The sequence below is a fragment of the Streptomyces sp. NPDC051664 genome, from assembly GCF_044453545.1.
Lineage (GTDB): Bacteria > Actinomycetota > Actinomycetes > Streptomycetales > Streptomycetaceae > Streptomyces.
This window is the reverse complement of record NZ_JBITCU010000004.1, coordinates 20,574-42,099: the sequence shown is the minus strand read 5'-3', so window position 1 is coordinate 42,099 and position 21,526 is coordinate 20,574. Positions and strand designations below refer to the sequence as shown.

Genomic DNA, 21,526 nt, shown 5'->3' with positions numbered 1-21,526 from the left:
GACACGTGATCATCCTCTCCGTCGTACTGGCGCTGCTCGCCGCGCTGGGTAACGCGGGAGCCTCCGTGCTGCAGCGCCGCGCCGCGGCGGTCGACCTGCCCGGCCTCCCGGGCAGCCGTCTGTTCGGAAAGATGGGATTCATCCGCCGGCCTGCCTGGCGCTGGGGCGCGGGGCTGCTGGTCGTCTCCGGGCTGGCACAGGTCCTGGCCCTGGCGAACGGCCCACTGGCTGTGGTGCAGCCGGTGATGACGACGGAGCTGCTGTTCACGCTGGTACTGGCTGCGATCGTCTTCCGGCGGCCGCCCGGGTTGCGTACATGGGGGGCGTTCCTCGGGATGGCGCTGGGTCTGGCGGTCTTCCTCGTGCTGGCCGGTCCGACCGGCGGCCTGGATACCGTGCCGCCGAAGAGGTGGCTGTTCAGCGCCGTGCCCACCGCCGCCGTGTCGACCGTGCTGATCGTGGTGGGAATGCGACTGCGGGGTTCCGCCCGTGCGGCGGTACTGGGGTCGGCGACCGCCATCGGCTTCGCCTTCACCGCGGCGCTGATCAAGGACACTCTCGGCCTGGTGTCCGACGGGGTCGAGGGGCTGTTCGCGACGTGGCAGATCTACACGGCCGCGGCCGTGGGCCTGAGCTCCTTCCTCCTGTTGCAGGCCACATTGCGGGCCGGCTCGCTGGCGGCGTCGCAGCCCGCGCTCACGCTCGGCGACTCGTTGCTGAGCGTCATTCTGGGCGTCGCGCTCTTCGAAGAGCAGATCGACCTGGGCTGGCGGGTGCTGCCGGAGGCTGCGGCACTGGGGCTCATCGCGCTCGCCAGCGTGCATCTGAGCAGTTCACCGGTTGTCTCCGGAAAGGAGGAACAGCGATGGTAGGACGCTCCGACGCAGGGCGGACGGCAGTGTCGTCCGGCGCGGTGGCCGGCGCGGTGGGTGCGGCCGCTGCCGTGGCTGCCGCGTGGCACATCGGGCCCGCCGCCACCTGGCTGCCGCCCGTACGGAGGATCCTCAGCCCGGCGCTGGACGGCCGCGGCCATCCCGCCCACGTGGCGCTGACCTTCGACGACGGGCCGGACCCGGCCAGCACCCCACACTTCCTGCACGTCCTGGACGAGTACCGGGTGCGGGCCACCTTCTTCGTCATCGGCAGCTCACTGGAACGGCATCCGGCCCTCGGCCGGGCGCTTGTGGCGGGTGGTCACGAGGTCGCGGTGCACGGCTGGCAGCACGAGCGCCCCTGGTTCCCCACGCCGCTGCGCGACGTACGGGAGGTGACGCGCACCGTCGGCGCGGTACGGCAGATCTGCGGGACCGTTCCGCAGTGGTACCGGCCGCCTTACGGCATCCTCACCGGCGGCCGCCTGGCCGCTGCCCGCCGCGCCGGGCTGCGACCGGTGCTGTGGTCGGCCTGGGGCCGGGACTGGACGGCGCACGCCGATGCCCGCTCCGTGCGGGCATCGGTCCTCGCAGATCTGGCCGGCGGTGGCACCGTGCTGCTGCACGACGCGGACGGGTGGAGCGCGCCGGGCGCCTGGCGGGCCGCGCTGGGTGCGCTGCCCGGCCTGCTCGCCGAGTGCCGCCGACTCGGTCTGACGGCCGGCCCGCTCGCCGAGCACGGCATCGGGCGCGTCGACACCGGCCCACACCCTGAACGGGCACGGCGCCACCAGTGACAGCGACGGCCTCGCCGGTGGGGACGCCCGGAACGGGATCCGGTCCCTGGCCCCGGCCGCCCTCGTGATCCGCGCCGCCGCGTTGCAGTCGCTGTCCCGCGGATCGGCTTCCCGTACCGCCATGGCGCTCGTGCGGCGCGCACTCCCCGGATGGCCCGCACCGGAGTAACCGCCCCGGCTTCGACCGACCGCCGCCGACGCGACCGGGCTACAGTCGGCCAGGTACAAGAAGCTCGTATCCCCGGACATCCCCGGACACCGTCCCCGGTGTCCGGCCGGTCCTCAGGCCCGACCGCGTTCGGCCTCGCGCCCGGTGCCGGGCCAGCTGCTCAGCGACGTATCGTCACCGATGCTTCTGACGTGGAGCCCTTCATGACCACACCGCAAGATCTGTTGATCGTCGCCTTGGACGTGGAACCCAGCCGTCCCGTGGAGCAGGGCGATCTGTCGCTCGCGCTCGCGGGAGCCGAGGTGATCGACCTCATCGACGCCCGGGCCCTGACACTGGATGACGACCGCATCGTGCCGAGTGCCCGGTCGACACTGGCTGATCGCCTGTTGGACGAGGCCGCGTCGTCGCTTGTTCGGCAGATTCCCTACGAGTCGGTCGAGGACTGGCTGTGGCGCCGGGGCCGCGGACTGTCCTCGGCCTATCTGGCCGCCCTGGAGGCGGAAGGACAGGTCACCCGGCAGCACGGCCGCTGGAGTCCCGCGCGGACCGCTCGGACGGCACTGGTCGACTCGCCCGCTCGCCGCCACGCGGCGGAACGCTGGACGTCGGGTGAGCCCGTCCTCGCGGTCCTCGCCGCCGCCGTCGGAATCCGCGAAATGCCTGCTGAGGCCTCCCCGAGCGTGGCCGACGACGCGGTCGAGACGGTGCTCGCCGCCGTCAACGACGCAGTGATGGAACTGGAGGCCGTACGGCAACGGCGAGCCATCGAAGATGCGGCCTTCGACAACATCTGGCGCGGCCAGTGACGGGGCACGGGCGGACCGCGAACCGCGTCCACAAGCCGGGAGCTTCAGTCACCGGCGATGAGCCCCGAATGAGGCCGTCATGGAACCCGATGGCCAACTTGCGCCGTCGGCCCATGACGTCACGCAGGTACCCAATTGATTCGTCCGCCACGTCCGATGTGGCCGCTCGCCCGGCATGCATGAGCGCGTAGAGACTTCGTAGAAAGGAAAACCCGATGGACAGGCGCGCGTTTTCCAGAATGCTCACCGCAGGGGCTGTCGGAGCCTCGCTGCCGGCACTGTCGGTGACATCCGCCTCGGCGCCCGACCGGGAAAAGTACACGGTGCCCCCCATAGGCGGGCCGGGTCACACGTCTTTCGGTCCACTGAAGCAGGTCGATGCCGGAGTCCTGAACATCGGATACGCCGAGGCCGGCCCCGCCGACGGCCCCGTGGTCGTCCTTCTGCACGGCTGGCCCTACGACATTCACAGCTATGTCGACGTGACACCCTTGCTGGCCGCCAAGGGCTACAGGGTGATCGTCCCGTATCTGCGCGGTCATGGCACGACGCGCTTCCTTTCGAGCAAGACGTTCCGGAATGCTCAGCAGTCGGTGTTCGCTCTCGACATCATCGCGCTGATGGATGCGCTGAAGATCGAGAAGGCGGTCCTCGCCGGCTTCGACTGGGGCGCACGGACGGCCGACATCATCGCGGCGCTCTGGCCGGCACGCTGCAAGGCGCTGGTCTCGGTGACCGGCTATCTGATCACCAACCGTGAGCGCAACAAGGCGCCGCTGCCGCCGGAGGCCGAGTGGACGTGGTGGTATCAGTACTACTTCGCCACGGAAAGGGGCAGGCTCGGCCTCGAGCAGTACAAGCACCCTTTCGCGAAGCTCATCTGGAAGAACGTCTCCCCGACGTGGCATTTCGATGACGCAACGTTCGAGCGCACTGCAGCGGCCTTCGACAATCCCGACTGGGTCCCCATCGTGATTCGCAACTACCGCTGGCGACTTGGCCTGGCCGGGGGCGACCCACAATTCGATCATCTCGAAAAGCAACTTGCCCAAAGCCCCGTCATCTCGCTCCCGACGATCACCCTTGACGGTGAGCTGGATCCCTTCACTCCTCCCGGAGACGGCGCCAGTTATCGCGGCCGCTTCACGGGCAAATACGCCCACCGGACGCTGAAGGGCGTCGGCCACAACCTGCCGCAGGAGGCCCCCGAAGCCTTTACCCAAGCCGTCGTCGAGGTCGACGGCTTCTGATCGGGCAACCCGCTGTCTGCTTACGGCCGTCCAACGGATGTCCGTCCGCGCAACTCGACGTCACCAACCTCCGGCTCATCGGAACGCCTCGCCGCTGTCAGCCGGCGGACCTGCAACCGGACCGGAGCGCCGGCTGCTGCGGCTCGACGAGCGGGATCGAGATCGTCACCCCGCCCCGATCAAGGACGCGTGGCGACTGATGCCGACTTGCCCGCACGCTTGCGGGCGCGGTAGGCCGCCGCCTTGATCTTGTTGCCGCACGGATCCATGGCGCACCACTCTCGGCGCGCTCCCCGTGAACGGTCGATGTAGATCTGCGTGCACTCGGGATTCGCGCACTCCTTGAGCAGCGGCATGTCCACCCCGCTGAGGATGTCGATGGCGTCCCGGGCCACGGAGGAGAGTGCCTGCTGCGGGGTGGCTTCGATCCGGCGCCCCGCCGGAGTGAGCTGCGGAACTGCAGGGGGCGTGTTCGCTACGCGGTTCACCGACGAAAGCGCCCCCTCGTCGTAGCTCTCGTTCGCCAGCCTGGCGGTGACCAGCAGATAGATCGCCTCTCGAAGAGCGACCGCCTCCTCGACGTCCGACGCCTTGCAGTTCGTGCCCCCGTCAGTGGTTCCGGATTCGCGGAACCAGGAGTCGAGACTCTCCGGCGATCTGAGCATGTCCCAGGGCACGGCGTTGCGCCGCGCCCGCAGCGTTCCCACGAAGTCGAGCGACACGGTGCCACTGGGAAAGACGTGTTCCATGTCACCACCTTGACAGGTGACGAACTTGCGTGCAAACATCGTCACCACTCTGACCAGTGATGCAACTGTGAGTACGTAGCACCTGCGGCGTCCGACACGGACTCTCCGGAAGTTCGGCAGTTCGTCTTCGGCGCCGTACACGTGATCACACGGGCCATCACCCTCGACGGTGCCGCATCCCCGGCAACCGGTAACGACCCACGCTTCAGCACAACAAGCGCAGGAGGCGACCCATGTCGCGAACAGAGAAGGTTCCGAGCGACGCCGAAGTGGCCCGTCACGCCCGGTTCGGCAAACTGCCGGAGCGCATCCGCCTGGAGGACACGACCGAAGGGCACGCAGCCACAGTCCTGGATCCGGCGAGGAATGCGTACAACTACGACGAGTGGCTCGCCCGCATGTGTCTGTGACGTGCCAGACGCTCCGACCATCCAGCAAGGGATTCCCATGAAAATGTCGATGGCGCTGAAGAGGGTGTCGGTAGCCGTGGGTGTGGTGACCATTGCCTTCGGCTGCTTCGTCCAGCTCTTCTGAAACGCCCCCTCACCCCGGGAGATCTCAAGCCGTGGGTGTGGCCCGCGGCCCACGCCCCGCCAACCCGCCCTGGCCGTCAGCCAAGGGCTTCCTGGACGACCCGTAGGCCTTGTTACGTCTCCGGGCGTGGCCCTGCTGGTCCCGTGCCCCTGACAGGCGCGGTCCGACGGCGGGAGGCGGCGTGACCGAGCGTCTACTCCTGGACGATCACTGCGGTTTGGAGGCGTGCCGCGTCCTGTCCCGGCGGGGCTCCGAACATGCGCCGGTACTCGCGGCTGAACTGCGACGGGCTGTCGTAGCCGACGGCGTGTCCAATCGTGGCCACGTCGTGCGACGCCGCGATGAGCTGAATGCGGGCCTTCTGGAGTCGGAGTTGCTTTTGATACTGCAGCGGACTCATGGCGGTCACCGCACGGAAGTGCCGGTTGAGCGAGGAGACGCTCATACCGACTTCGCGGGCGAGGTCCTCGATGCGGATCACCTGGTCATAATGATTCTTGATCCACTCGGTCGCACGGGCGACGAGGGTCATGCGACTGTCGGCCAGGCCGATCTGCCTGACCAGGGCCGCCTGGGGCCCGTTCAGCAGTCGCCAATGAATCTCGCGTCGCACGCCGGGCGCCAGCACCGGGATGTCACGTGGCTCGTCCAGCAGGCGCAGCAGCCGGACGACGGCGTCGAGCAGCTCGTCGTCGGCATTGCTGGTCGCGATGCCCGGTCCGTCATGAGAGGGGTGGCCGGTGGGGCCGGCTTCCACCAGCAGTTGCGCGACGATCTCCGGTTGCAACGGAAGCCCGAACGCGAGAAACGGCTCGGTGGGCGTGGCGTCGGTGATCTGTGAGGTCAGGGGAAGGTCGACAGTCGCGACGAGGTACTGGCCCGAGTGGTAGTCGAATACGCGGTCATTGAGAACCGAGCGCTTCGCCCCCTGGGCCACCAGAGCGATCACGGGTTCGGTGACCGTGCCCAGCGGTTCGGTCACGTGCTCGGTCGAGAACACCGTCATTCCCTCGACCCGCACCGGGCGTGGGCTGCCTGCGGCAAGCCGCGCGATCCGGCTACGGATTTCGTCCAGGTGATGCACCACACCAGTGGACCATGGCATGGTGCGCGAGGCCAACGCGATCGGGGCAAGGTTGAGCGGATTGTGCAACGATCCGCGCACATCGGTCTAGGAGATCGCCAGGCGGCGGGGTCGAATGGAGGGGCACTGGGACGGCCTCCACGGCGTCCCCGAACATCGTTCCACCAGGGAGTTCCGCCATGTCGCTCGATTCCTACGTAACGCTCGGCCGCTCGGGTCTGCGCGTCAGCCCCTTCACGCTGGGCACGATGACCTTCGGTGAGGATCTCGGGTGGGGCAGCAGCCCACAGGAGTCCGTGAACATTCTGGCTGCCTATCTGGACCGGGGCGGCAACTCGATCGACACCGCCAACATCTACACCAACGGCCACTCCGAGAAGATCATCGGCGACTACTTCGCGAGCCGGTCCACGCTGCGTGATCGGGTCGTGATCGGGACGAAGTTCTTCGGCAACCTGTACGAGAACGACCCCAACGGCGGCGGACCCGGCCGGAAGGCGATCGTGCAACAGCTGGAGAACTCGCTGCGGCGTCTGCAGACCGACTACGTCGACATCTACTGGCTGCACAATTTCGACCCGGCCACGCCGGTCGAGGAGACGCTCCGCGCACTGGATGACATGATCCGCGACGGCAAGGTCCGCTATGTCGGATTCTCCGACGTGCCGGCGTGGGCTGCTGCCGAGGCGGCAACCATCGCGCGCTTCCGCGGGTGGGCTCCGATCATCGCGCTGCAGTTGGAGTACTCCCTGCTCGAGCGCACCTCGGAGGGGGAGTTGATCCCCATGGCTCAGGCTCTGGGCATGGGTGTGATGCCATGGGGCCCGCTGAAGAGCGGGTTCCTGTCCGGCAAGTACTCCAGCGCCGCCACGGGCCCGGTCGACACCACGCGCACGCAGCTGGTCGGTGCCCCGAGCGAGGCCGACTATGTCGTGATCGACGCGCTCAACGCCGTCGCCGGCGAAGTGGGCGCCAGCGCCGCCGCAGTGGCCCTGGCCTGGGTGCAGGGTCGTCCCGGGATCACCTCCACTCTGGTCGGCGCGCGCCGCATCGACCAGTTCGAGGCGAACCTGCATGCCCTGGACCTGACCCTCACCGAGGCCCAGCGCGGTGTGCTGGATGACGTGTCCGCCCCCATGCTGAACTTCCCCGCCGACAACAACAGGGCATTGGCGCCGATGATCCAGTTCGGCGGAGCCACCGTGGACGGGCGCCCCTCGACGGTGTCCCCGCTGCTGCAGGCCAGCAGCGCCCGCTACTGACCAGGTCGGCGAAGAGCAGTCCACGCGGACGTCGGGGCTCGGGTGCGGCCGGCAGATTCTGGCATCACGGTTCCAGGACGCGGGCGCGTCGTGGTTCTCAGTAGGGAAGAGGCCGCCCGGACGGGGTTCGCAGGTCGAGGGGCGGCGGCCCCGAGACCGGCGGTGGGCGGCGGACGATTCTGATGCGGCTCACTGCCACCACCTCCTGGCGCTCACCGGGTATGTGCCCAGGCGCGTCCACGGCAATCCTGCGGTGGGACACACGTTCACGTCGGAGGACCGTCGTGTCGGCCGGCCCAACCGGGATCGAACCGTAGAACCATTCCGGACCGAGCGTCACGAGGCGGGCCGAGAAACGACAAGCAGGGCGGTGGTCGCATCCGCTCTGCTCTCGCCGCTGACCGGCCCGCTGCCCGCAGGCTGCACTCCGATCCGTCCATGCCGGCGGCGCACGGGGGTGCTCGAGCGAGACGACGGCCGGTTTGCCGGACCCGCCCGGCAGCCGCAGGCTGGGACCATGGGGCGATCCGACCACGCCACACAGATGCTCAACGGCTGGGCCGTCGGGACACCTGGGCCCATGCGTACGGGTCCCCTGGTACCGACACATCGCCCGGTGTCCGCGCCCGGCCCGGATGAACTTCTGCTGGAGGTTGAAGCGTGCGGTGTCTGCCGCACGGACCTTCACCTCGCCGAGGGTGATCTCACCCCCCACCGTCCGTCGACCATTCCCGGCCACGAGATCGTCGGCCGTGTGGCGTCCGTCGGCGGGTCGGTCAGCATGTTCCGCGTGGGTGACCGGGTCGGCGGCGCCTGGTTGCGCCATACCTGCGGGTCCTGCCGTTACTGCAGAGCGGGACGGGAGAATCTATGCCCCAGGTCCACGTACACGGGATGGGACAGGGACGGCGGATTCGCAGACTTCGTCCTCGTTCCCGAGGCGTTCGCCTATCGTCTCCCCGAGGCACAGGACGCGGCCTTGCTCGCTCCTCTCCTGTGCGCCGGAATCATCGGCTACCGGTCGCTGAGGCGGAGCGCGTTGCCGACGGGCGGCCGGCTCGGAATCTACGGCTTCGGCGCGTCGGCCCATCTGGCCGCCCAGGTAGCCCTGTCCGAGGGCGCGACCGTCCATGTGATGACGCGTTCCGCGCAGGCGCGTGAACTCGCCATGTCGCTGGGTGCCTCATCGGTCGGCGGTGCCCACGACAGTCCACCCGAGCCGTTGGACTCGGCGATCCTGTTCGCTCCGGTGGGTGACCTGGTCCCGGTGGCTCTGGAGGCGCTGGACCGGTCGGGCACCCTCGCGATCGCCGGAATCCATCTTTCCGACATTCCCGTGCTCAACTACCAGCGGCATCTCTTCCAGGAACGGAATCTGCGCAGCGTCACCTCCAACACCCGCCAGGACGGCCGCGAGTTCCTCGAGCTCGCCGAGCGCATCGGTATCCAGGTCACCGTCAGCCGGTACCCCCTGAAGCGGGCCGATCAAGCACTGGCCGACCTGGCCGCGGACCGGGTGAACGGAGCCGCGGTGCTCACCGCCGACTGACACGAATCGCGTTCACCAGTCCGGCAACAAGATTCGCCCGCTCGGCCATGGCTTCGATCACCAGGTACTCGTGGTCGGCGTGGGCACCGCCCCCGACTGCTCCGAGGCCATCGAGCGTCGGCACCCCCAGTGCGGCCGTGAAGTTGCCGTCGCTTCCGCCGCCGACTGCTTTGCCTTCGAGGTCAGGAAGCAGCTGCTTGGCCACCGCGAAGAGCTCGGCCGACGCCGACTCGGGCATCGGGGGTCGGCCGACAGCTCCCTGAACCGCGATCGCCGCCCCGTCGAGATGCGGAGCCAGTGCCGCGAACGCAGATTCGACTCTGTCCTTCTCACCGGTCGACTCGACCCGGACGTCGACGATGACGGTCGCCTCCGCGGGAACGACGTTGTCCAGAGTTCCTGCGGACGCGACGGTCGGGGTGACAGTCGTGCCGATATCGGGTCGACCAAGCGCTGCGATGTCCAGCACCTGATGCGACGCTTCGATCAGGGCGTTGACCCCGGCTGCGGGTTCAAGACCTGCGTGCGACGCCCGGCCCGCGATGGAGACCTGGAACGTGCCACAGCCCTTACGGCCGGTCTTCAGGGCTCCGCCGTCAGCGGCCCCCTCGAGCACGAGTACCGCGCCGCAGGCAAGGGCTCGTTCTTCGATGAGCGCTCGAGAGGAGCGGGAGCCGACCTCTTCGTCGGCGGTCACCAGAATTTCGACGCCTGACAGGTCGTCGAGCGTTGCCAGGCCATGAACGGCCTGGACCAAACCGCCGAGCATGTCGAAGACCCCGGGGCCGGTTGCGTGCCCGTCTTCGACCATGAACGGGCGGCGTTCAAGGGTGCCGAGCGGAAACACCGTGTCATGGTGACCGAGGATCAGAACTTCGGGATCGTCACCAGTTGACCAGTGGACGTGCGGCCCGGCTTCGCTCTCAACCAGGACGGCCTGCCCACCGAGGCGGCTCTCGATGACAGCAGCGACGGCTTTGGCCGATGCTGCCAGGGCGTCGAGATCGCGCGAGGGAGACTCGATTTCGACGAGTTTCCTGAGGTCCTCGATCATCGCGTCAACAGTCACGTCGACGGTCCTGTGCATCGTCACGTCGCAAGGCTACTTGGTACGCCGCGACGGAATGGAGTCGAGCCCGCGCCCGCCAGGTTGTCGAGCGCACCGACTCCTGGCACAACCATGACTTCAAGAAACGCACCATCTGCACCGAGCGCAGGGGCCGGTGCCCGGATAGACGTACCCGCGCTTGTCATAACGCGCGGCCACGACCCTAAAGCATTTCACCTCATTGATCGCCCGCTCGACCGTGTTGCGCTTCTTGCACCCCTCGGAATCGAAGCCGGGTGGCCGTCCGCCTGCCGAACCACGCCGCAGGCGGGCGGACTTGGGGTCCGACTTCTCCGGGATCACATGCCGGATGCCACGGCGGCGCGGCCAGGAGCGGACGATGCGGTTTCAGTCCTGCGGGTGGTCGCCGGTTCGCCCGTCCACGAGTTCGCGCACGATGTCCATATGCCCGACGTGACGCGCGGTTTCCTCGATCATATGGATGAGCGTCCAGCGCAGCGACACGGATTCGCCGTGCCACGCGGTGCCTACGCTGTCGATCTCCAGCTCGTCGATCACCTTGTCGGACGCGGCACGGGCGCGGCCGTAGAACGCCACGATGTCCGCGGTCGTCTCCGAGGGCGTCGGGCGCAGATCGGCCTCCGGGTCGTCGTCGTCGAACGGGAGTGGTTCCGTCTCGCGTCCGAAGGTCTCGCTGAACCAGCCGTACTCAGTGGCCGCCAAGTGCTTCACGAGCCCCAACAGGGAAGTCCCGGACGGCGTCATCTGCCGTCGCACCTGATCCTCGTCGAGACCCCGGAGTTTCCAGAGCACGACATCGCGGTGCCGGTCGAGACTGATGCGCAAACTTTCCTTTTCGCCGCCTGTGGCGGGAACACGTCGAGTCATTCGCGGACTGTAACAACGTGCCACCACGGCGATCCATTGGAATACCGGCCGTTGAGCGGTGGCCGGACGGCCACCGATCCGCGGGACTCAGAGCCTGTCGGGTGACCTCTGATCGGGCGGCCACGCCCTGGCAAGCACGCTTCCCGCGTTGCCGAAATGCCCTAGTAGCTCCTCCCCCAAGCTCTCGGCTTCGCTCGAGCAGGGGACCCCCATCGAGGACACTCCGGCGCCTTGGAATCGCACGCACCAGACCGCGCCCGCTATCCGATCGAAGGCCACCCGACAGGCTCTCAGGCGTCACCCCTGAGACGGTCGCGCTGGATCTGGTGTGCGAGGGCGCGACGCACAGACGCCGAAGCGGTGGTGGTGGTGACCTTCGAGGGGATGTCGAGACCACGGCTGATCTGGTCGTAGGCGTTCCGGTAGCTGCCGGGCATCTCCGCCTGATGCAGCATCAGGTCCTCTTCGACGAGGCGCCGCAACTCGTCGACATTCTGGGGCGTGAAGCGCTTCTTTCCCCGGGCGATGGCGTGGACGTAGCGCGTACAACGGGCGGTGTCGTAGAAGATCTCGGAGATTTCCTCGGCAAGGCCCCACAGGCGTCCTTCGAGCCAGGGCTCGTCGTGCTGATCGAGGGAGAGATTCGTCGGGGGCAGCGGGTCGCCCGTCCTGTACTTCGTCACCTGCTTGGACACGGCGGGCTGACTCATGTCGGTGAGCTGGGCAATTCTGTCCTGGGTCCAGCCGAAGCCGGCGAACAGCTTGATCATTTCGGTGCGCAGCTTCCGCATCTCCTCGCCCGCACGGATGACCTCGTTCATGCCGGCGAGCATCCGCTCGGCCTGTTCCTCGGTCAGCGTCTCGGGGTTCCGATGTGTGTCCTCTTCGCCTGCCATAGCTCGGTTATATACCCGAGCGCTCCACAGTCATAACCGGGTTGTATAACCTGGTTGTAGCTGGCAGGGTTCCTGTCATGCCTACCTTCTCCGCAGCTGACGGAACCCGGCTCGCCTACCGCATGATCGGAGACGGCGACCCGGTCGTCTGCCTCCCGGGAGGTCCCACGGACTCCCGCTACCTCGGCGACCTCGGCGGCCTGTCCACGCACCGCCGGCTGATCGTCCTGGACCTGCGCGGCACCGGCCGGTCCGCGATTCCCGAAGACACCTCCTCCTACCGCTGCGATCGCCTGGTCGACGACGTCGAGGCGCTGCGCGAACACCTCGGGCTTCCCCGGATGGACCTGCTCGGCCACTCCGCCGGCACGAACATTGCGACGCAGTACGTGGCTCGGTACCCGAAGAACGTCAGCAAGCTCGCTTTGATCGGCCCCAGCACGAGAGCTGTCGGTATAGCGATCACCGGGGAGACGCGACGCGAGCTCGCACAGCTTCGTAGAAACGAGCCGTGGTTCCCGGCGGCGTTCGCCGCCTTGGAGGCGCTCACCACGGGCACGGGCAGCGACTCGGAGGCCATCACCCCCTTCTTCTACGGCCGCTGGGACGCCGTGGCACAGAAGCACCACGCAGCCGGCCGGCCGAGCAACCAGGAAGCTGTCGCTCTCTTCGCGGCCGAGGGTGCCTTCAGCCCGGAGGCCACTCGTGCGGCGCTCGCCTCCTGCGAGGCACCCGTCCTGCTGGTCGCCGGAGAGTGCGACTTGAACAGCCCACCTCAGTCGGCGGCCGAGTTCGCGGGGCTGTTCCCTGACGCCACGCTCGTGGTGCAGCCGGGGGCGGGGCACTATCCCTGGCTCGACGACGCCGACCGGTTCGTGGCGACCACTACGACATTCCTGGGGTGAGGACCTGCTCACGCCCCTGGAGACCGAAATGCCCCAGGCCGAGGCCGCCATCCCTCGTCAACCACGTCTTCCGCGGCGTCCGAGTGCCGGCGAGCTCCCTGGCCGGTGCGAGGCCGACACCAGCCCGGCCGGCGGTGGGAGAGCAACCGGATACCCATCGGGATCGGCTGCCGCCCCACCGCCGCCCTACCCGCCGGGACAGCGGATCGGACAGTCCACCGAGATCAGACCGCCGGAACCGGGTAGGTCGGGTACTCCACCCCGGAGACGTGCTGGACGACCCGGATGACCTGGCAGGAATAGCCGAACTCGTTGTCGTACCACAGGTAGAGGATCGCGTTGTCGCCCTCGACCTTGGTGGCGCCGGCGTCGACGATCGAGGCGTGGCGCGAGCCGATGAAATCGCTCGAGACCGCGTCGGGGGCGGTGGTGAAGTCGATCTGGCGCTTGAGCGGCGAGGTCAGCGAGACGTTGCGGAGGTAGTCGAGGACCTCCTCGCGGGTGGTCTCGCGCCCGAGCCGCAGGCTGAGGATCGCGATCGAGACGTCCGGCACCGGGACCCGGATCGAGCTGCCGGTGATCGGCGCCTTGAGGTCGGGCAGCGCCTTGGCTACGGCGGAGGCGGCACCGGTCTCGGTGATGACCATGTTGAGCGGCGCCGAGCGCCCGCGGCGGTCGGCGCTGTGATAGTTGTCCAGCAGGTTCTGGTCGTTGGTGAACGAGTGGACGGTCTCCACGTGGCCGCGCAGGACGCCGTACTCGTCCGCCATCGCCTTCAGGGGCGGGACGATCGCGTTGGTGGTGCAGGACGCGCAGGACAGGATCTGCTCGTCCGGCTTGATCATGTCGTGGTTGACGCCGTGCACGATGTTGGGGACGTCACCCTTGCCCGGAGCGGTCAGGACGACCTTGTCGATGCCGGGGCGCAGGTGCTTCGAGAGGCCCTCGCGGTCGCGCCACTTGCCGGTGTTGTCGATGAGGATGGCGTCCTTGATGCCATACGCCGTGTAGTCGACCTCCGACGGGTCGTTGGCATAGATCACCTTGATCTCGTTGCCGTTGGCGATGATCGTGCTGTTCGCCTCGTCGACGGTGATCGTGCCCTGGAACTGGCCGTGGATCGAGTCGCGGCGCAGCAGGGAGGCGCGCTTGACGATGTCCTGGTCGCCGCCCTGACGGACGACGATGGCACGCAGCCGCAGGCCGTTGCCGGAGCCGGCCTTCTCGATGAGCAGGCGGGCGACGAGGCGGCCGATGCGGCCGAAGCCGTAAAGGACGACATCGCGCGGCTCGCTGCGCTCCATCTTGTTGGCACCCGTGGCGCCGGCGACGGCTCCGGCGGTGAACTCCTCCACCGAGAGACCGCGGTCGTCGGTCTTGTACGTTGCGGCGAGCATGCCGATGTCGATCTGGGAAGGGCCGAGATCGAGCGTGGCGAGAGCCTGCAGGAACGGCAGCGTCTCGGTGACCGAGAGTTCCTCACCGGCGATCTGCCGGGCGAATCGGTGGGTCTTGAGGATGCTGACCACTGACTTGTTCACCAAGGAGCGGCTGTGAAGCAGGATCGTGACGTCCCGCTCCCGGTGCAACTTCCCGATGATCGGGATCATCGACTCCGCGATCCTCTCGCGGTTCTTCCAGCTGGTGAACGAGTCCTCATTGACAGTCACAGGTTTATCTTTCGAGCTAGGCGGTGCTCATATGCTAACCGTTCCTAGCCAGTGCACATAAGTGAGTCCTGGACCCACTGCTGCGTACTGGGCGCATCCCGAACGGTGTTGGATGCACTGGTCCCCCGCTTTCGCTTCCCGCTCGGCGACGGCCCTCCAGGGGGCCGGTCCGTGGTGGGTGGGCGGGTTCCTTCACGTCCCCGGTCGCCTGGTCCGGCCTGGGCGGTCCGATGCCCCGCACGATCACTCCGGTCGTGTGGGGCCGGTGCCGTCCGACGCCGGACCGGGTGTCCGAGGGCGCGTCTCCCGATCGCGATACCGGCGGCATCGTGACGGGACATCTTTCGGTGTGGGGTGGTCAGGGGTTTCTGCCAGTGCTGGGCACCCCACAGGCTGGTGTAGGCGGGGTCGACCGCGACAACGCTCGGCCGTGCTCGGCGGCCATCGATACCAGCCGGGCCTTGAGCTTCCCGGTCGGCATGCCGGAGATGAGCTGCCGTCTACTCAGGCGTGAAGTCGAGGTCTTCGATGCCGATCGCGGCGACACCGGCACACTTGGCCCAGTTGATCAGTCGGGTCAGGGCGTGGCGGATCTGTGCGTCGCGGTGACCGGTGGTCCCGGACAGGTCGTAGAAGAACCGCCGGGGCCCATCGATGGGGTTGCCGTGCCGGTCGAGCCGGTAGGCGGCGAAGTGGTCCGCGTTGGTGTCGACACCGATCATGCCCCGGGCGCGGGCGGTCTCCAACGGGATGGTCTGCACGATGGGGCGTTGCCAGGATGCGGTCAGGTACCAGCGGCCTCGCTCCGTATCGAGGTGGATGCGGTAGGCCACGGCCCGGTTGGCTTCGATGCGGTCGGCCCACTCCGCACCCCGGTGCGCGAACGCGATACGGGCGGTGAGGATGTACCGGCCGTGCCGGGTGTTGGCCAGGTGCGCGAGCGGAACGGGCAGCTTGATGGACACTTCGCCGTCCAGGGTGACGCGGATCGTCTCGTTCCCGAACCGCTTCCCCGACTCACCATCGGCAGCGAGGAACCGCGTTCCGCCTCCCACCGTTGCCGCCACTCGTCCTCGGTGAGACGGGCCTCGGTGAGGTGGTGGCGGGTGTTCAAAAGACGCTTGCCGCCCCGCACCACCCGCACCCGCCCGGCCTGCCACTCGGCGACAGCCGCCGTGTGCCGCGCCACCAGTGCCGCGAGGCGGCGGGACTTGTGGAACCACTCGTTCCTCGACCGGTAGCCACCCGCCGCGCGCTTGGTGCCCCTCTCCCCGATCGGGAGGGACAGCCGGTGCCGCAGCGTCTTGATCCCGGCCGCCAGGTTCTGGATGTACGCCGCCTGGCAGCGGCGTGCGAGCGCCCACTGATCATGCGTGGCCTTGGTGATCGCACCCGCGATCCGCGACGACGACAGTGCCGTCAGCTCCCGCTTACGCGCCGCCCAGGTCTGCGCACCGTGCTCCAGACCATCCGCACAGCGGGCCTTGAGATCACCGGAAGCCAGCGCACCCTGATGCGCACCGACCGCACGCAGCACCCTCTCGTCCTGGGCGGTCAGGTGTTTGAGACGGTCCCGGACCGCCACCCCGCACGGCCCAGACACCACGAAGGACACGGCCAGTTCCCGCACGCCGCCCACCACATCACCCCTCGCTCAAGGCCGTACACCTGTCACCCGACCCAACGAGCGACAGCCACCGAGGTCACCAATTCGACCCCAGAACCTTCGTTCCCACCCCCACAAACCCACCCACAGGACTCACTCCCGCTCACCATCACTCACTTCAATGCAGTAAACCGACAGCAGCTCGCAACCCCCCGCTACTTTGAACATTCAAACGGTGCCGCCTGAGCGCATCCCGCGACCGGACCCCATGGCCACACCACGGCACGGAATGCGTCGCCGCACGGGGTTGAACGTTCTTTTTGCACGGATCTGGACCAGTTCGCCCTCCCCTGTGTGATCCTCATCGGCCTGGGCGCCGACGTAGTCCGCATCGACCGGCTCGGTGGACCTCTGCTCGGACGCCGTCCGGAGGGGCACGACGAAAAGCGCTCCGGATCCGTCACCGACCCGCGATCACGACAACGAGCAGAGTCACCGAGAGCAGCACGACGAAGGCGCCCCCGGCGATGAATACGCGTTCAGGACCCAAGCGCTCCCGCCCGTGGACCACGACGTTTCGCGGGTCGGCCGGATCGTAGGAGACATGTACGTTGTCGCCGTCACTGAACGGCTGTCGCCGGGTGGAGGGAACGGGACAGACGACTTCCATCACCCTGTCGTCCTCCGTCACGAACTGGAGCAGCGGGCGCAGCAGGGCCGACTCCTCACGGACCTCTCCCGGGTGTCGCTTGACGAGCGCCTGGACACGTACGCCCGTCTCGCTCACTCGTCGTGCCTGGCGCAAGCCGTAGACCCCCACAAGGACGGCGAACATGCCTCCGAACGCGGCGATCCCCGCCAGTTCGGCCACGGCACCCACGTCCATGTCACGCCCCGCTCCGATGTGTGTCCTCGCCTTGGCCGCCCTCGCACAGGCGCCCCCACATTCTGGTCACATCAGGTTGGCCAGCGCGTGGTTGAGTTCGACGACGTTGACGCTTCTCTGACCCAGAAAACCGAGAACACGTGCCTGGACGTGGTGGGCGACCAGCGTCCTGACCTTGACGGGGGCGAGGTGGCGGACCTTCGCGACGCGATCGACCTGTTCGTACGCGTAGGCCGGGGAGACCGCCGGGTCGAGCCCGGAACCGCTGGCGGTGACCGCGTCTGCGGGGACCGATGCGGGCGGGACCCCGTCGAAGGCCGCGACGGCGGCGCGGCGGATCCTGACGGTCTTGATCAGGTCGGTGTTGTTCGGGCCCAGGTTGGAGGCGCCGGAGTTCATGGGGTCGTAGCCGCCCACGGACGGCCGGGGCTGGAACCACTTGGGGTCCGGGCGCAGCGGCTCCTGCGCGTCGTCTGGATTCTTCTTCGGCAGGGCGAAGTTCTGGCCGATCAGGCTCGAGGCCACCGGCGTGCCGTTCGTCGTCAGCAGGGCGCCGTTGGCCTGGTGCGAGAGGCCGGCCTGGGCGATGCCGGTGACGAGCAGCGGATAGCCGATACCGGTGATCACGGTGAACGCCAGCAGCATCCGCAAGGCGGTCAGATGGTGCTGGAGTACGCGGGGAAGGTTGGTGCGCACCGTGGGATCGCCTTCTTCTCTCGTCGGGCCGTCTGTCAGCGCAGGCCGGGGATGAACTGGATGACGAGGTCGAGCAACTTGATGCCCACGAAGGGCAGTACCAGCCCGCCGAGCCCGTACATCCAGATGTTGCGGCTGAGCAGCTTCGCGGCGGAGGACGGCCGGTATCGCACGCCACGCAGCGCGAGCGGGATCAGTGCGATGATGATCAGCGCGTTGAAGACGATCGCGGAGGTGATCGCCGAGGTCGGGCTGTGCAGGCGCATGATGTTCAGCTTGTCCAGGCCCGGGTAGACCACCGCGAACATCGCGGGGATGATCGCGAAGTACTTCGCCACGTCGTTGGCGATCGAGAAGGTCGTCAGCGCACCGCGGGTCATCAGCAACTGCTTGCCGATCTCGACGATCTCGATGAGCTTGGTCGGGTTGGAGTCCAGGTCCACCATGTTCCCGGCCTCCTTGGCGGCCGAGGTACCGGTGTTCATCGCCACGCCGACGTCCGCCTGAGCCAGCGCGGGCGCGTCGTTCGTACCGTCGCCCGTCATCGCGACCAGCTTGCCGCCCGCCTGCTCACGCCGGATCAGGGCCATCTTGTCCTCGGGCGTGGCCTCGGCGAGGAAGTCGTCCACCCCTGCCTCCTGGGCGATGGCGCGCGCGGTCAGCGGGTTGTCGCCGGTGATCATGACGGTCTTGATGCCCATGCGGCGCAGTTCGTCGAAGCGTTCGCGCATCCCTTCCTTGACGCCGTCCTTGAGGTGGATGACACCGAGAACGCGGGCGCCGGGCGCATCGCCATGCCGGATCACCTCGCCGACGACCAAGGGGGTGCCGCCGCTCGCAGAGATTCCGTCGACGATGCCGCCGACCTCCGCCGTGGGTTGGCCGCCGTTTTCACGGACCCAGCGCATCACCGCCGTCGCCGCTCCCTTGCGCAAGAACCGGTTCTCCTGAGGATCGTTGAGGTCGACACCGCTCATCCGGCTCTGAGCGGTGAAGGGTACGAACTGTGCCTGGGCCAGCTCTCCCTCGCTACGGCCACGTAGCGCGTACTCCTGCTTGGCGAGGACGACGATCGAGCGGCCCTCGGGCGTCTCGTCGGCGATCGACGACAGCTGGGAGGCGTCCGCGAGTTCCTCGACGCTCACCCCGTCCACCGGCAGGAATTCGGCGGCCTGGCGGTTGCCGAGGGTGATGGTGCCGGTCTTGTCGAGCAGGAGCGTGTTGACGTCACCCGCGGCTTCCACCGCACGCCCGGACATCGCCAGCACGTTGCGCTGCACGAGCCGGTCCATGCCCGCGATGCCGATCGCCGACAGCAGCGCGCCGATCGTCGTGGGGATCAAGGCCACCACGAGGGCGACGAGGATGACGATGGTCTGCTCGGCCCCTGCGAAGACGGCGAAGGGCTGCAGGGTCGCCACCGCGATCAGGAAGACGATCGTGAGCGATGCCAGCAGGATGTTGAGCGCGATCTCGTTCGGCGTCTTCTGCCGCGCTGCCCCCTCCACGAGTGCGATCATCCGGTCGATGAAGGTCTCCCCCGGTTTCGAGGTGATCCTCACGACGATCCGGTCCGAGAGCACCTTGGTGCCGCCCGTCACCGCCGACCGGTCGCCGCCCGACTCGCGGATCACCGGCGCCGACTCGCCCGTGATGGCCGATTCGTCGACGCTCGCGATGCCCTCGACCACATCGCCGTCGCCGGGGATGATCTGCCCGGCCTCGACGACGACATGATCGCTCAGTCGGAGGTCGACACCCGGAACTTCCTCCTCTGCGGCGTCGGTCGCGCCCGGCCGCCAGCCGGTGAGACGGCGGGCCATCGTCGTGGTCTTCGTGCGGCGCAGAGTCTCCGCCTGGGCCTTGCCGCGTCCCTCGGCCACGGCTTCGGCGAGATTGGCGAAGACCGACGTCAGCCAGAGCCACGCCGTGATCACCCAGGCGAAGACACTGGGCGTCCTGATGGCCGACAACGTGGTCAGCACCGCCCCGACCTCCACCACGAACATGACGGGGTTGTGGACCATCGAGCGCGGATCCAGCTTGTGCAAGGCGTCGGGGAAGGACGTCAGTAGCTGCTTGGGATCGAGCAGTCCGCCCGAGACCCGGTGCTGCTGACGCCCGGCGCTCGGCGGGGTGGGAGCGGGAGTGGCGGTCGTGGACATCAGTGCAGACCCTCCGCGAGGGGGCCGAGCGCGAGCGCCGGGAAGTATGTCAGACCGACAACGATGAGGATCACTCCGGTCAACAGCCCGACGAACTGCGGCCGGTGAGTGGGCAGGGTGCCCGCGGTGACCGGTACAGGCTGCTGCCCGGCGAGCGAGCCGGCGAGCGCCAGGACGAACACCATCGGCAGGAACCGGCCGACGAGCATGACCACACCAAGTGTGGTGTTGTACCAGACGGTATTGACGCTCAGCCCTGCGAATGCCGAGCCGTTGTTGTTCGCAGCCGACGCGAAGGCGTACAGGACCTCGGAGAAGCCGTGCGGCCCGGAATTGAGCATGGCCGCCCTCTCCCCCGGGAACGCCATCGCCAGCCCCGCGCCGACCAGCGCGAGCGCGGGCGTGGTCAGGATGTAGAGCGAGGCGAACTTCATCTCCTGGCCCCGAAGCTTCTTGCCCAGGTACTCGGGCGTACGGCCGACCATCAGCCCGGCGACGAACACCGCGACGATCGCCAGGATCAGGATCCCGTAGAGCCCCGAGCCGGCGCCGCCGGGCGCGATCTCACCCAGCATCATGTTGAAGATCGTCATTCCGCCGCCGCCCGGCGTGTACGAGTCATGGAAGGAGTTGACCGCTCCGCACGACGTGAGGGTGGTCGACACGGCGAACAGAGCCGAGGCCCAGATCCCGAACCGTGTCTCCTTGCCCTCCATCATTCCGCCGGCCGCATGACCGGCCGCGCTGCTTACGCTGTGCAGCTCGTTGGCGGTCACGATGGCGACCGACGCGACCCAGAGCGATGCCATCACGGCGACGATCGCGTAGCCCTGGCGGTTGTCACCGATCATCGTCCCGAAGGTCCGCGGGAGCGAGAACGCGATGACCAGCATGAGGTAGATCTCGATCAAGTTGGTGAAGGCGTTGGGGTTCTCGAAGGGGTGCGCGGAGTTCGCGTTGTAGAAACCACCGCCGTTGGTGCCCAGTTGCTTGATGGTCTCCTGGGAGGCGACGGGGCCGCCGGTCATGCTCTGGTGCCCGCCCGCGATGGTGGTGATGTCGTGGATGCCATGGAAATTCTGAACGGCACCGGCGGCCACCAGAACGATCGCGAAGACGAACGCAAGGGGCAGCAGAACGCGCAGCACGATTCGTGTCAGGTCCACCCAGAAATTCCCGACGCGATCGGTCATCTTCCTGCTGAAGCCCCGGATCAGCGCCGCGACGACGGCGATACCCACGGCCGCGGAGACGAAGTTCTGAACCGCGAGGCCCGCCATCTGGACCAGATGACCCATCGTCGACTCGCCGGAGTACGACTGCCAGTTGGTATTGGTGACGAAGGATGCCGCGGTGTTGAACGACTGGTCCGTGGTGACGGGCTTCATTCCCAGGGACAGCAGGAGATGGTTCTGCAGGCGCAGAAACGCGTACAGGAACAGTACCGAGACCGCGGAGAAGGCCAGGATGCTGCGCAGGTAGACCGACCACTTCTGGTCGGCGTCGCCGTTCACTCCACCTGCCCGGTAGATCAGGCGTTCAGCCGTCCAATGATGGTCGGTGGTCAGGACGCGGGCAATGTAGCCGCCCAGCGGGCGGAACGTGAGACCTAGCGCGACCACCAGGGCGAGTACCTGGAGCCATCCCGCGAGGGTGTCGGTCATCGGGCT

Annotated in this window: 18 protein-coding genes and 1 pseudogene; 8 read left to right on the top strand and 11 right to left on the bottom strand. The window is 67.7% G+C overall.

What is annotated here, in order from left to right:
- Positions 1 to 5: 5 nt before the first annotated feature.
- From ACIA8E_RS09260 to ACIA8E_RS09245, 4 genes are all read left to right on the top strand, one after another.
- Positions 6 to 872, top strand: coding sequence for a DMT family transporter (locus tag ACIA8E_RS09260; protein ID WP_399296117.1), 867 nt, complete (start codon positions 6 to 8; stop codon positions 870 to 872).
- Positions 866 to 1,669, top strand: a complete 804-nt coding sequence (locus ACIA8E_RS09255) for a polysaccharide deacetylase family protein (protein WP_399296115.1) — start codon at positions 866 to 868, stop codon at positions 1,667 to 1,669. The genes ACIA8E_RS09260 and ACIA8E_RS09255 overlap by 7 nt, the downstream gene beginning before the upstream one ends.
- Positions 1,670 to 2,041: 372 nt before the next feature.
- Entirely contained in the window at positions 2,042 to 2,647 is a 606-nt protein-coding gene (locus tag ACIA8E_RS09250; protein WP_399296113.1) for a GPP34 family phosphoprotein, read from the top strand.
- 215 nt (positions 2,648 to 2,862) lie between these two features.
- Positions 2,863 to 3,897: an alpha/beta fold hydrolase gene (locus ACIA8E_RS09245; protein WP_399296111.1), complete on the top strand. Its 1,035-nt coding sequence runs from the start codon at positions 2,863 to 2,865 to the stop codon at positions 3,895 to 3,897.
- Between the two features lie 179 nt (positions 3,898 to 4,076).
- On the opposite strand, the gene ACIA8E_RS09240 is transcribed toward ACIA8E_RS09245, so the two are convergent.
- Positions 4,077 to 4,646, bottom strand: a complete 570-nt coding sequence (locus ACIA8E_RS09240; RefSeq protein WP_399296109.1) for a CGNR zinc finger domain-containing protein — start codon at positions 4,644 to 4,646, stop codon at positions 4,077 to 4,079.
- A 233-nt stretch (positions 4,647 to 4,879) separates the two neighbouring features.
- Between ACIA8E_RS09240 and ACIA8E_RS09235 the strand changes: the two genes are divergently transcribed.
- On the top strand, positions 4,880 to 5,056 hold the full coding sequence (locus ACIA8E_RS09235; RefSeq protein WP_399296107.1) for a hypothetical protein: 177 nt from the start codon (positions 4,880 to 4,882) through the stop codon (positions 5,054 to 5,056).
- 317 nt (positions 5,057 to 5,373) lie between these two features.
- On the opposite strand, the gene ACIA8E_RS09230 is transcribed toward ACIA8E_RS09235, so the two are convergent.
- Positions 5,374 to 6,186: an AraC family transcriptional regulator N-terminal domain-containing protein gene (locus tag ACIA8E_RS09230; protein WP_399296800.1), complete on the bottom strand. Its 813-nt coding sequence runs from the start codon at positions 6,184 to 6,186 to the stop codon at positions 5,374 to 5,376.
- 257 nt (positions 6,187 to 6,443) lie between these two features.
- Between ACIA8E_RS09230 and ACIA8E_RS09225 the strand changes: the two genes are divergently transcribed.
- Positions 6,444 to 7,526, top strand: a complete 1,083-nt coding sequence (locus ACIA8E_RS09225) for an aldo/keto reductase (RefSeq protein WP_399296105.1) — start codon at positions 6,444 to 6,446, stop codon at positions 7,524 to 7,526.
- A 517-nt stretch (positions 7,527 to 8,043) separates the two neighbouring features.
- Positions 8,044 to 9,075: a zinc-dependent alcohol dehydrogenase family protein gene (locus ACIA8E_RS09220; protein WP_399296103.1), complete on the top strand. Its 1,032-nt coding sequence runs from the start codon at positions 8,044 to 8,046 to the stop codon at positions 9,073 to 9,075.
- Here ACIA8E_RS09220 and ACIA8E_RS09215 read toward each other — a convergent pair.
- From ACIA8E_RS09215 to ACIA8E_RS09205, 3 genes are all read right to left on the bottom strand, one after another.
- On the bottom strand, positions 9,062 to 10,162 hold the full coding sequence (locus ACIA8E_RS09215; protein WP_399296101.1) for a M20 family metallopeptidase: 1,101 nt from the start codon (positions 10,160 to 10,162) through the stop codon (positions 9,062 to 9,064). The two genes, ACIA8E_RS09220 and ACIA8E_RS09215, sit on opposite strands and share 14 nt — an antisense overlap.
- Positions 10,163 to 10,531: 369 nt before the next feature.
- Positions 10,532 to 11,032: a DinB family protein gene (locus ACIA8E_RS09210; RefSeq protein WP_399296099.1), complete on the bottom strand. Its 501-nt coding sequence runs from the start codon at positions 11,030 to 11,032 to the stop codon at positions 10,532 to 10,534.
- Positions 11,033 to 11,322: 290 nt separating this feature from the next.
- Entirely contained in the window at positions 11,323 to 11,928 is a 606-nt protein-coding gene (locus tag ACIA8E_RS09205) for a sigma-70 family RNA polymerase sigma factor (RefSeq protein WP_399296097.1), read from the bottom strand.
- A 77-nt stretch (positions 11,929 to 12,005) separates the two neighbouring features.
- Between ACIA8E_RS09205 and ACIA8E_RS09200 the strand changes: the two genes are divergently transcribed.
- On the top strand, positions 12,006 to 12,833 hold the full coding sequence (locus tag ACIA8E_RS09200) for an alpha/beta fold hydrolase (protein WP_399296095.1): 828 nt from the start codon (positions 12,006 to 12,008) through the stop codon (positions 12,831 to 12,833).
- 224 nt (positions 12,834 to 13,057) lie between these two features.
- Here ACIA8E_RS09200 and ACIA8E_RS09195 read toward each other — a convergent pair whose 3' ends face one another.
- The 6 genes and pseudogenes from ACIA8E_RS09195 to kdpA all read right to left on the bottom strand — a co-directional run bounded on the left by ACIA8E_RS09195 (position 13,058) and on the right by kdpA (position 21,520).
- Entirely contained in the window at positions 13,058 to 14,503 is a 1,446-nt protein-coding gene (locus tag ACIA8E_RS09195) for a glyceraldehyde-3-phosphate dehydrogenase (RefSeq protein ID WP_399296093.1), read from the bottom strand.
- 44 nt (positions 14,504 to 14,547) lie between these two features.
- A pseudogene (locus ACIA8E_RS09190) lies at positions 14,548 to 16,142 on the bottom strand (IS200/IS605 family accessory protein TnpB-related protein).
- A 427-nt stretch (positions 16,143 to 16,569) separates the two neighbouring features.
- A complete protein-coding gene (locus tag ACIA8E_RS09185; RefSeq protein WP_399296091.1) occupies positions 16,570 to 16,995 on the bottom strand; it encodes a DUF3592 domain-containing protein in 426 nt (141 codons plus the stop codon).
- Between the two features lie 66 nt (positions 16,996 to 17,061).
- The gene (kdpC, locus tag ACIA8E_RS09180; protein WP_399296089.1) at positions 17,062 to 17,691 is read right to left on the bottom strand and encodes a K(+)-transporting ATPase subunit C; all 630 of its coding nucleotides are present in this window, start codon (positions 17,689 to 17,691) and stop codon (positions 17,062 to 17,064) included.
- Between the two features lie 35 nt (positions 17,692 to 17,726).
- Positions 17,727 to 19,856, bottom strand: a complete 2,130-nt coding sequence (gene kdpB, locus ACIA8E_RS09175; protein WP_399296087.1) for a potassium-transporting ATPase subunit KdpB — start codon at positions 19,854 to 19,856, stop codon at positions 17,727 to 17,729.
- On the bottom strand, positions 19,856 to 21,520 hold the full coding sequence (gene kdpA / locus ACIA8E_RS09170) for a potassium-transporting ATPase subunit KdpA (RefSeq protein ID WP_399296085.1): 1,665 nt from the start codon (positions 21,518 to 21,520) through the stop codon (positions 19,856 to 19,858). Before kdpA ends, kdpB begins: the two co-directional genes overlap by 1 nt.
- Positions 21,521 to 21,526: the final 6 nt, after the last annotated feature.

Excerpts from the sequence above, each read along its gene's own strand:
- ACIA8E_RS09215 (WP_399296101.1), bottom strand. The coding sequence starts at position 10,162 with ATGCACAGGACCGTCGACGTGACTGTTGACGCGATGATCGAGGACCTC.
- ACIA8E_RS09250 (WP_399296113.1), top strand. The coding sequence starts at position 2,042 with ATGACCACACCGCAAGATCTGTTGATCGTCGCCTTGGACGTGGAACCC.
- ACIA8E_RS09210 (WP_399296099.1), bottom strand. The coding sequence starts at position 11,032 with ATGACTCGACGTGTTCCCGCCACAGGCGGCGAAAAGGAAAGTTTGCGC.
- ACIA8E_RS09240 (WP_399296109.1), bottom strand. The coding sequence starts at position 4,646 with ATGGAACACGTCTTTCCCAGTGGCACCGTGTCGCTCGACTTCGTGGGA.
- ACIA8E_RS09230 (WP_399296800.1), bottom strand. The coding sequence starts at position 6,186 with ATGACGGTGTTCTCGACCGAGCACGTGACCGAACCGCTGGGCACGGTC.
- kdpB (WP_399296087.1), bottom strand. The coding sequence starts at position 19,856 with ATGTCCACGACCGCCACTCCCGCTCCCACCCCGCCGAGCGCCGGGCGT.
- ACIA8E_RS09200 (WP_399296095.1), top strand. The coding sequence starts at position 12,006 with ATGCCTACCTTCTCCGCAGCTGACGGAACCCGGCTCGCCTACCGCATG.
- ACIA8E_RS09225 (WP_399296105.1), top strand. The coding sequence starts at position 6,444 with ATGTCGCTCGATTCCTACGTAACGCTCGGCCGCTCGGGTCTGCGCGTC.
- ACIA8E_RS09255 (WP_399296115.1), top strand. The coding sequence starts at position 866 with ATGGTAGGACGCTCCGACGCAGGGCGGACGGCAGTGTCGTCCGGCGCG.
- ACIA8E_RS09220 (WP_399296103.1), top strand. The coding sequence starts at position 8,044 with ATGGGGCGATCCGACCACGCCACACAGATGCTCAACGGCTGGGCCGTC.
- ACIA8E_RS09205 (WP_399296097.1), bottom strand. The coding sequence starts at position 11,928 with ATGGCAGGCGAAGAGGACACACATCGGAACCCCGAGACGCTGACCGAG.
- kdpA (WP_399296085.1), bottom strand. The coding sequence starts at position 21,520 with ATGACCGACACCCTCGCGGGATGGCTCCAGGTACTCGCCCTGGTGGTC.
- ACIA8E_RS09245 (WP_399296111.1), top strand. The coding sequence starts at position 2,863 with ATGGACAGGCGCGCGTTTTCCAGAATGCTCACCGCAGGGGCTGTCGGA.
- ACIA8E_RS09185 (WP_399296091.1), bottom strand. The coding sequence starts at position 16,995 with ATGGACGTGGGTGCCGTGGCCGAACTGGCGGGGATCGCCGCGTTCGGA.
- ACIA8E_RS09235 (WP_399296107.1), top strand. The coding sequence starts at position 4,880 with ATGTCGCGAACAGAGAAGGTTCCGAGCGACGCCGAAGTGGCCCGTCAC.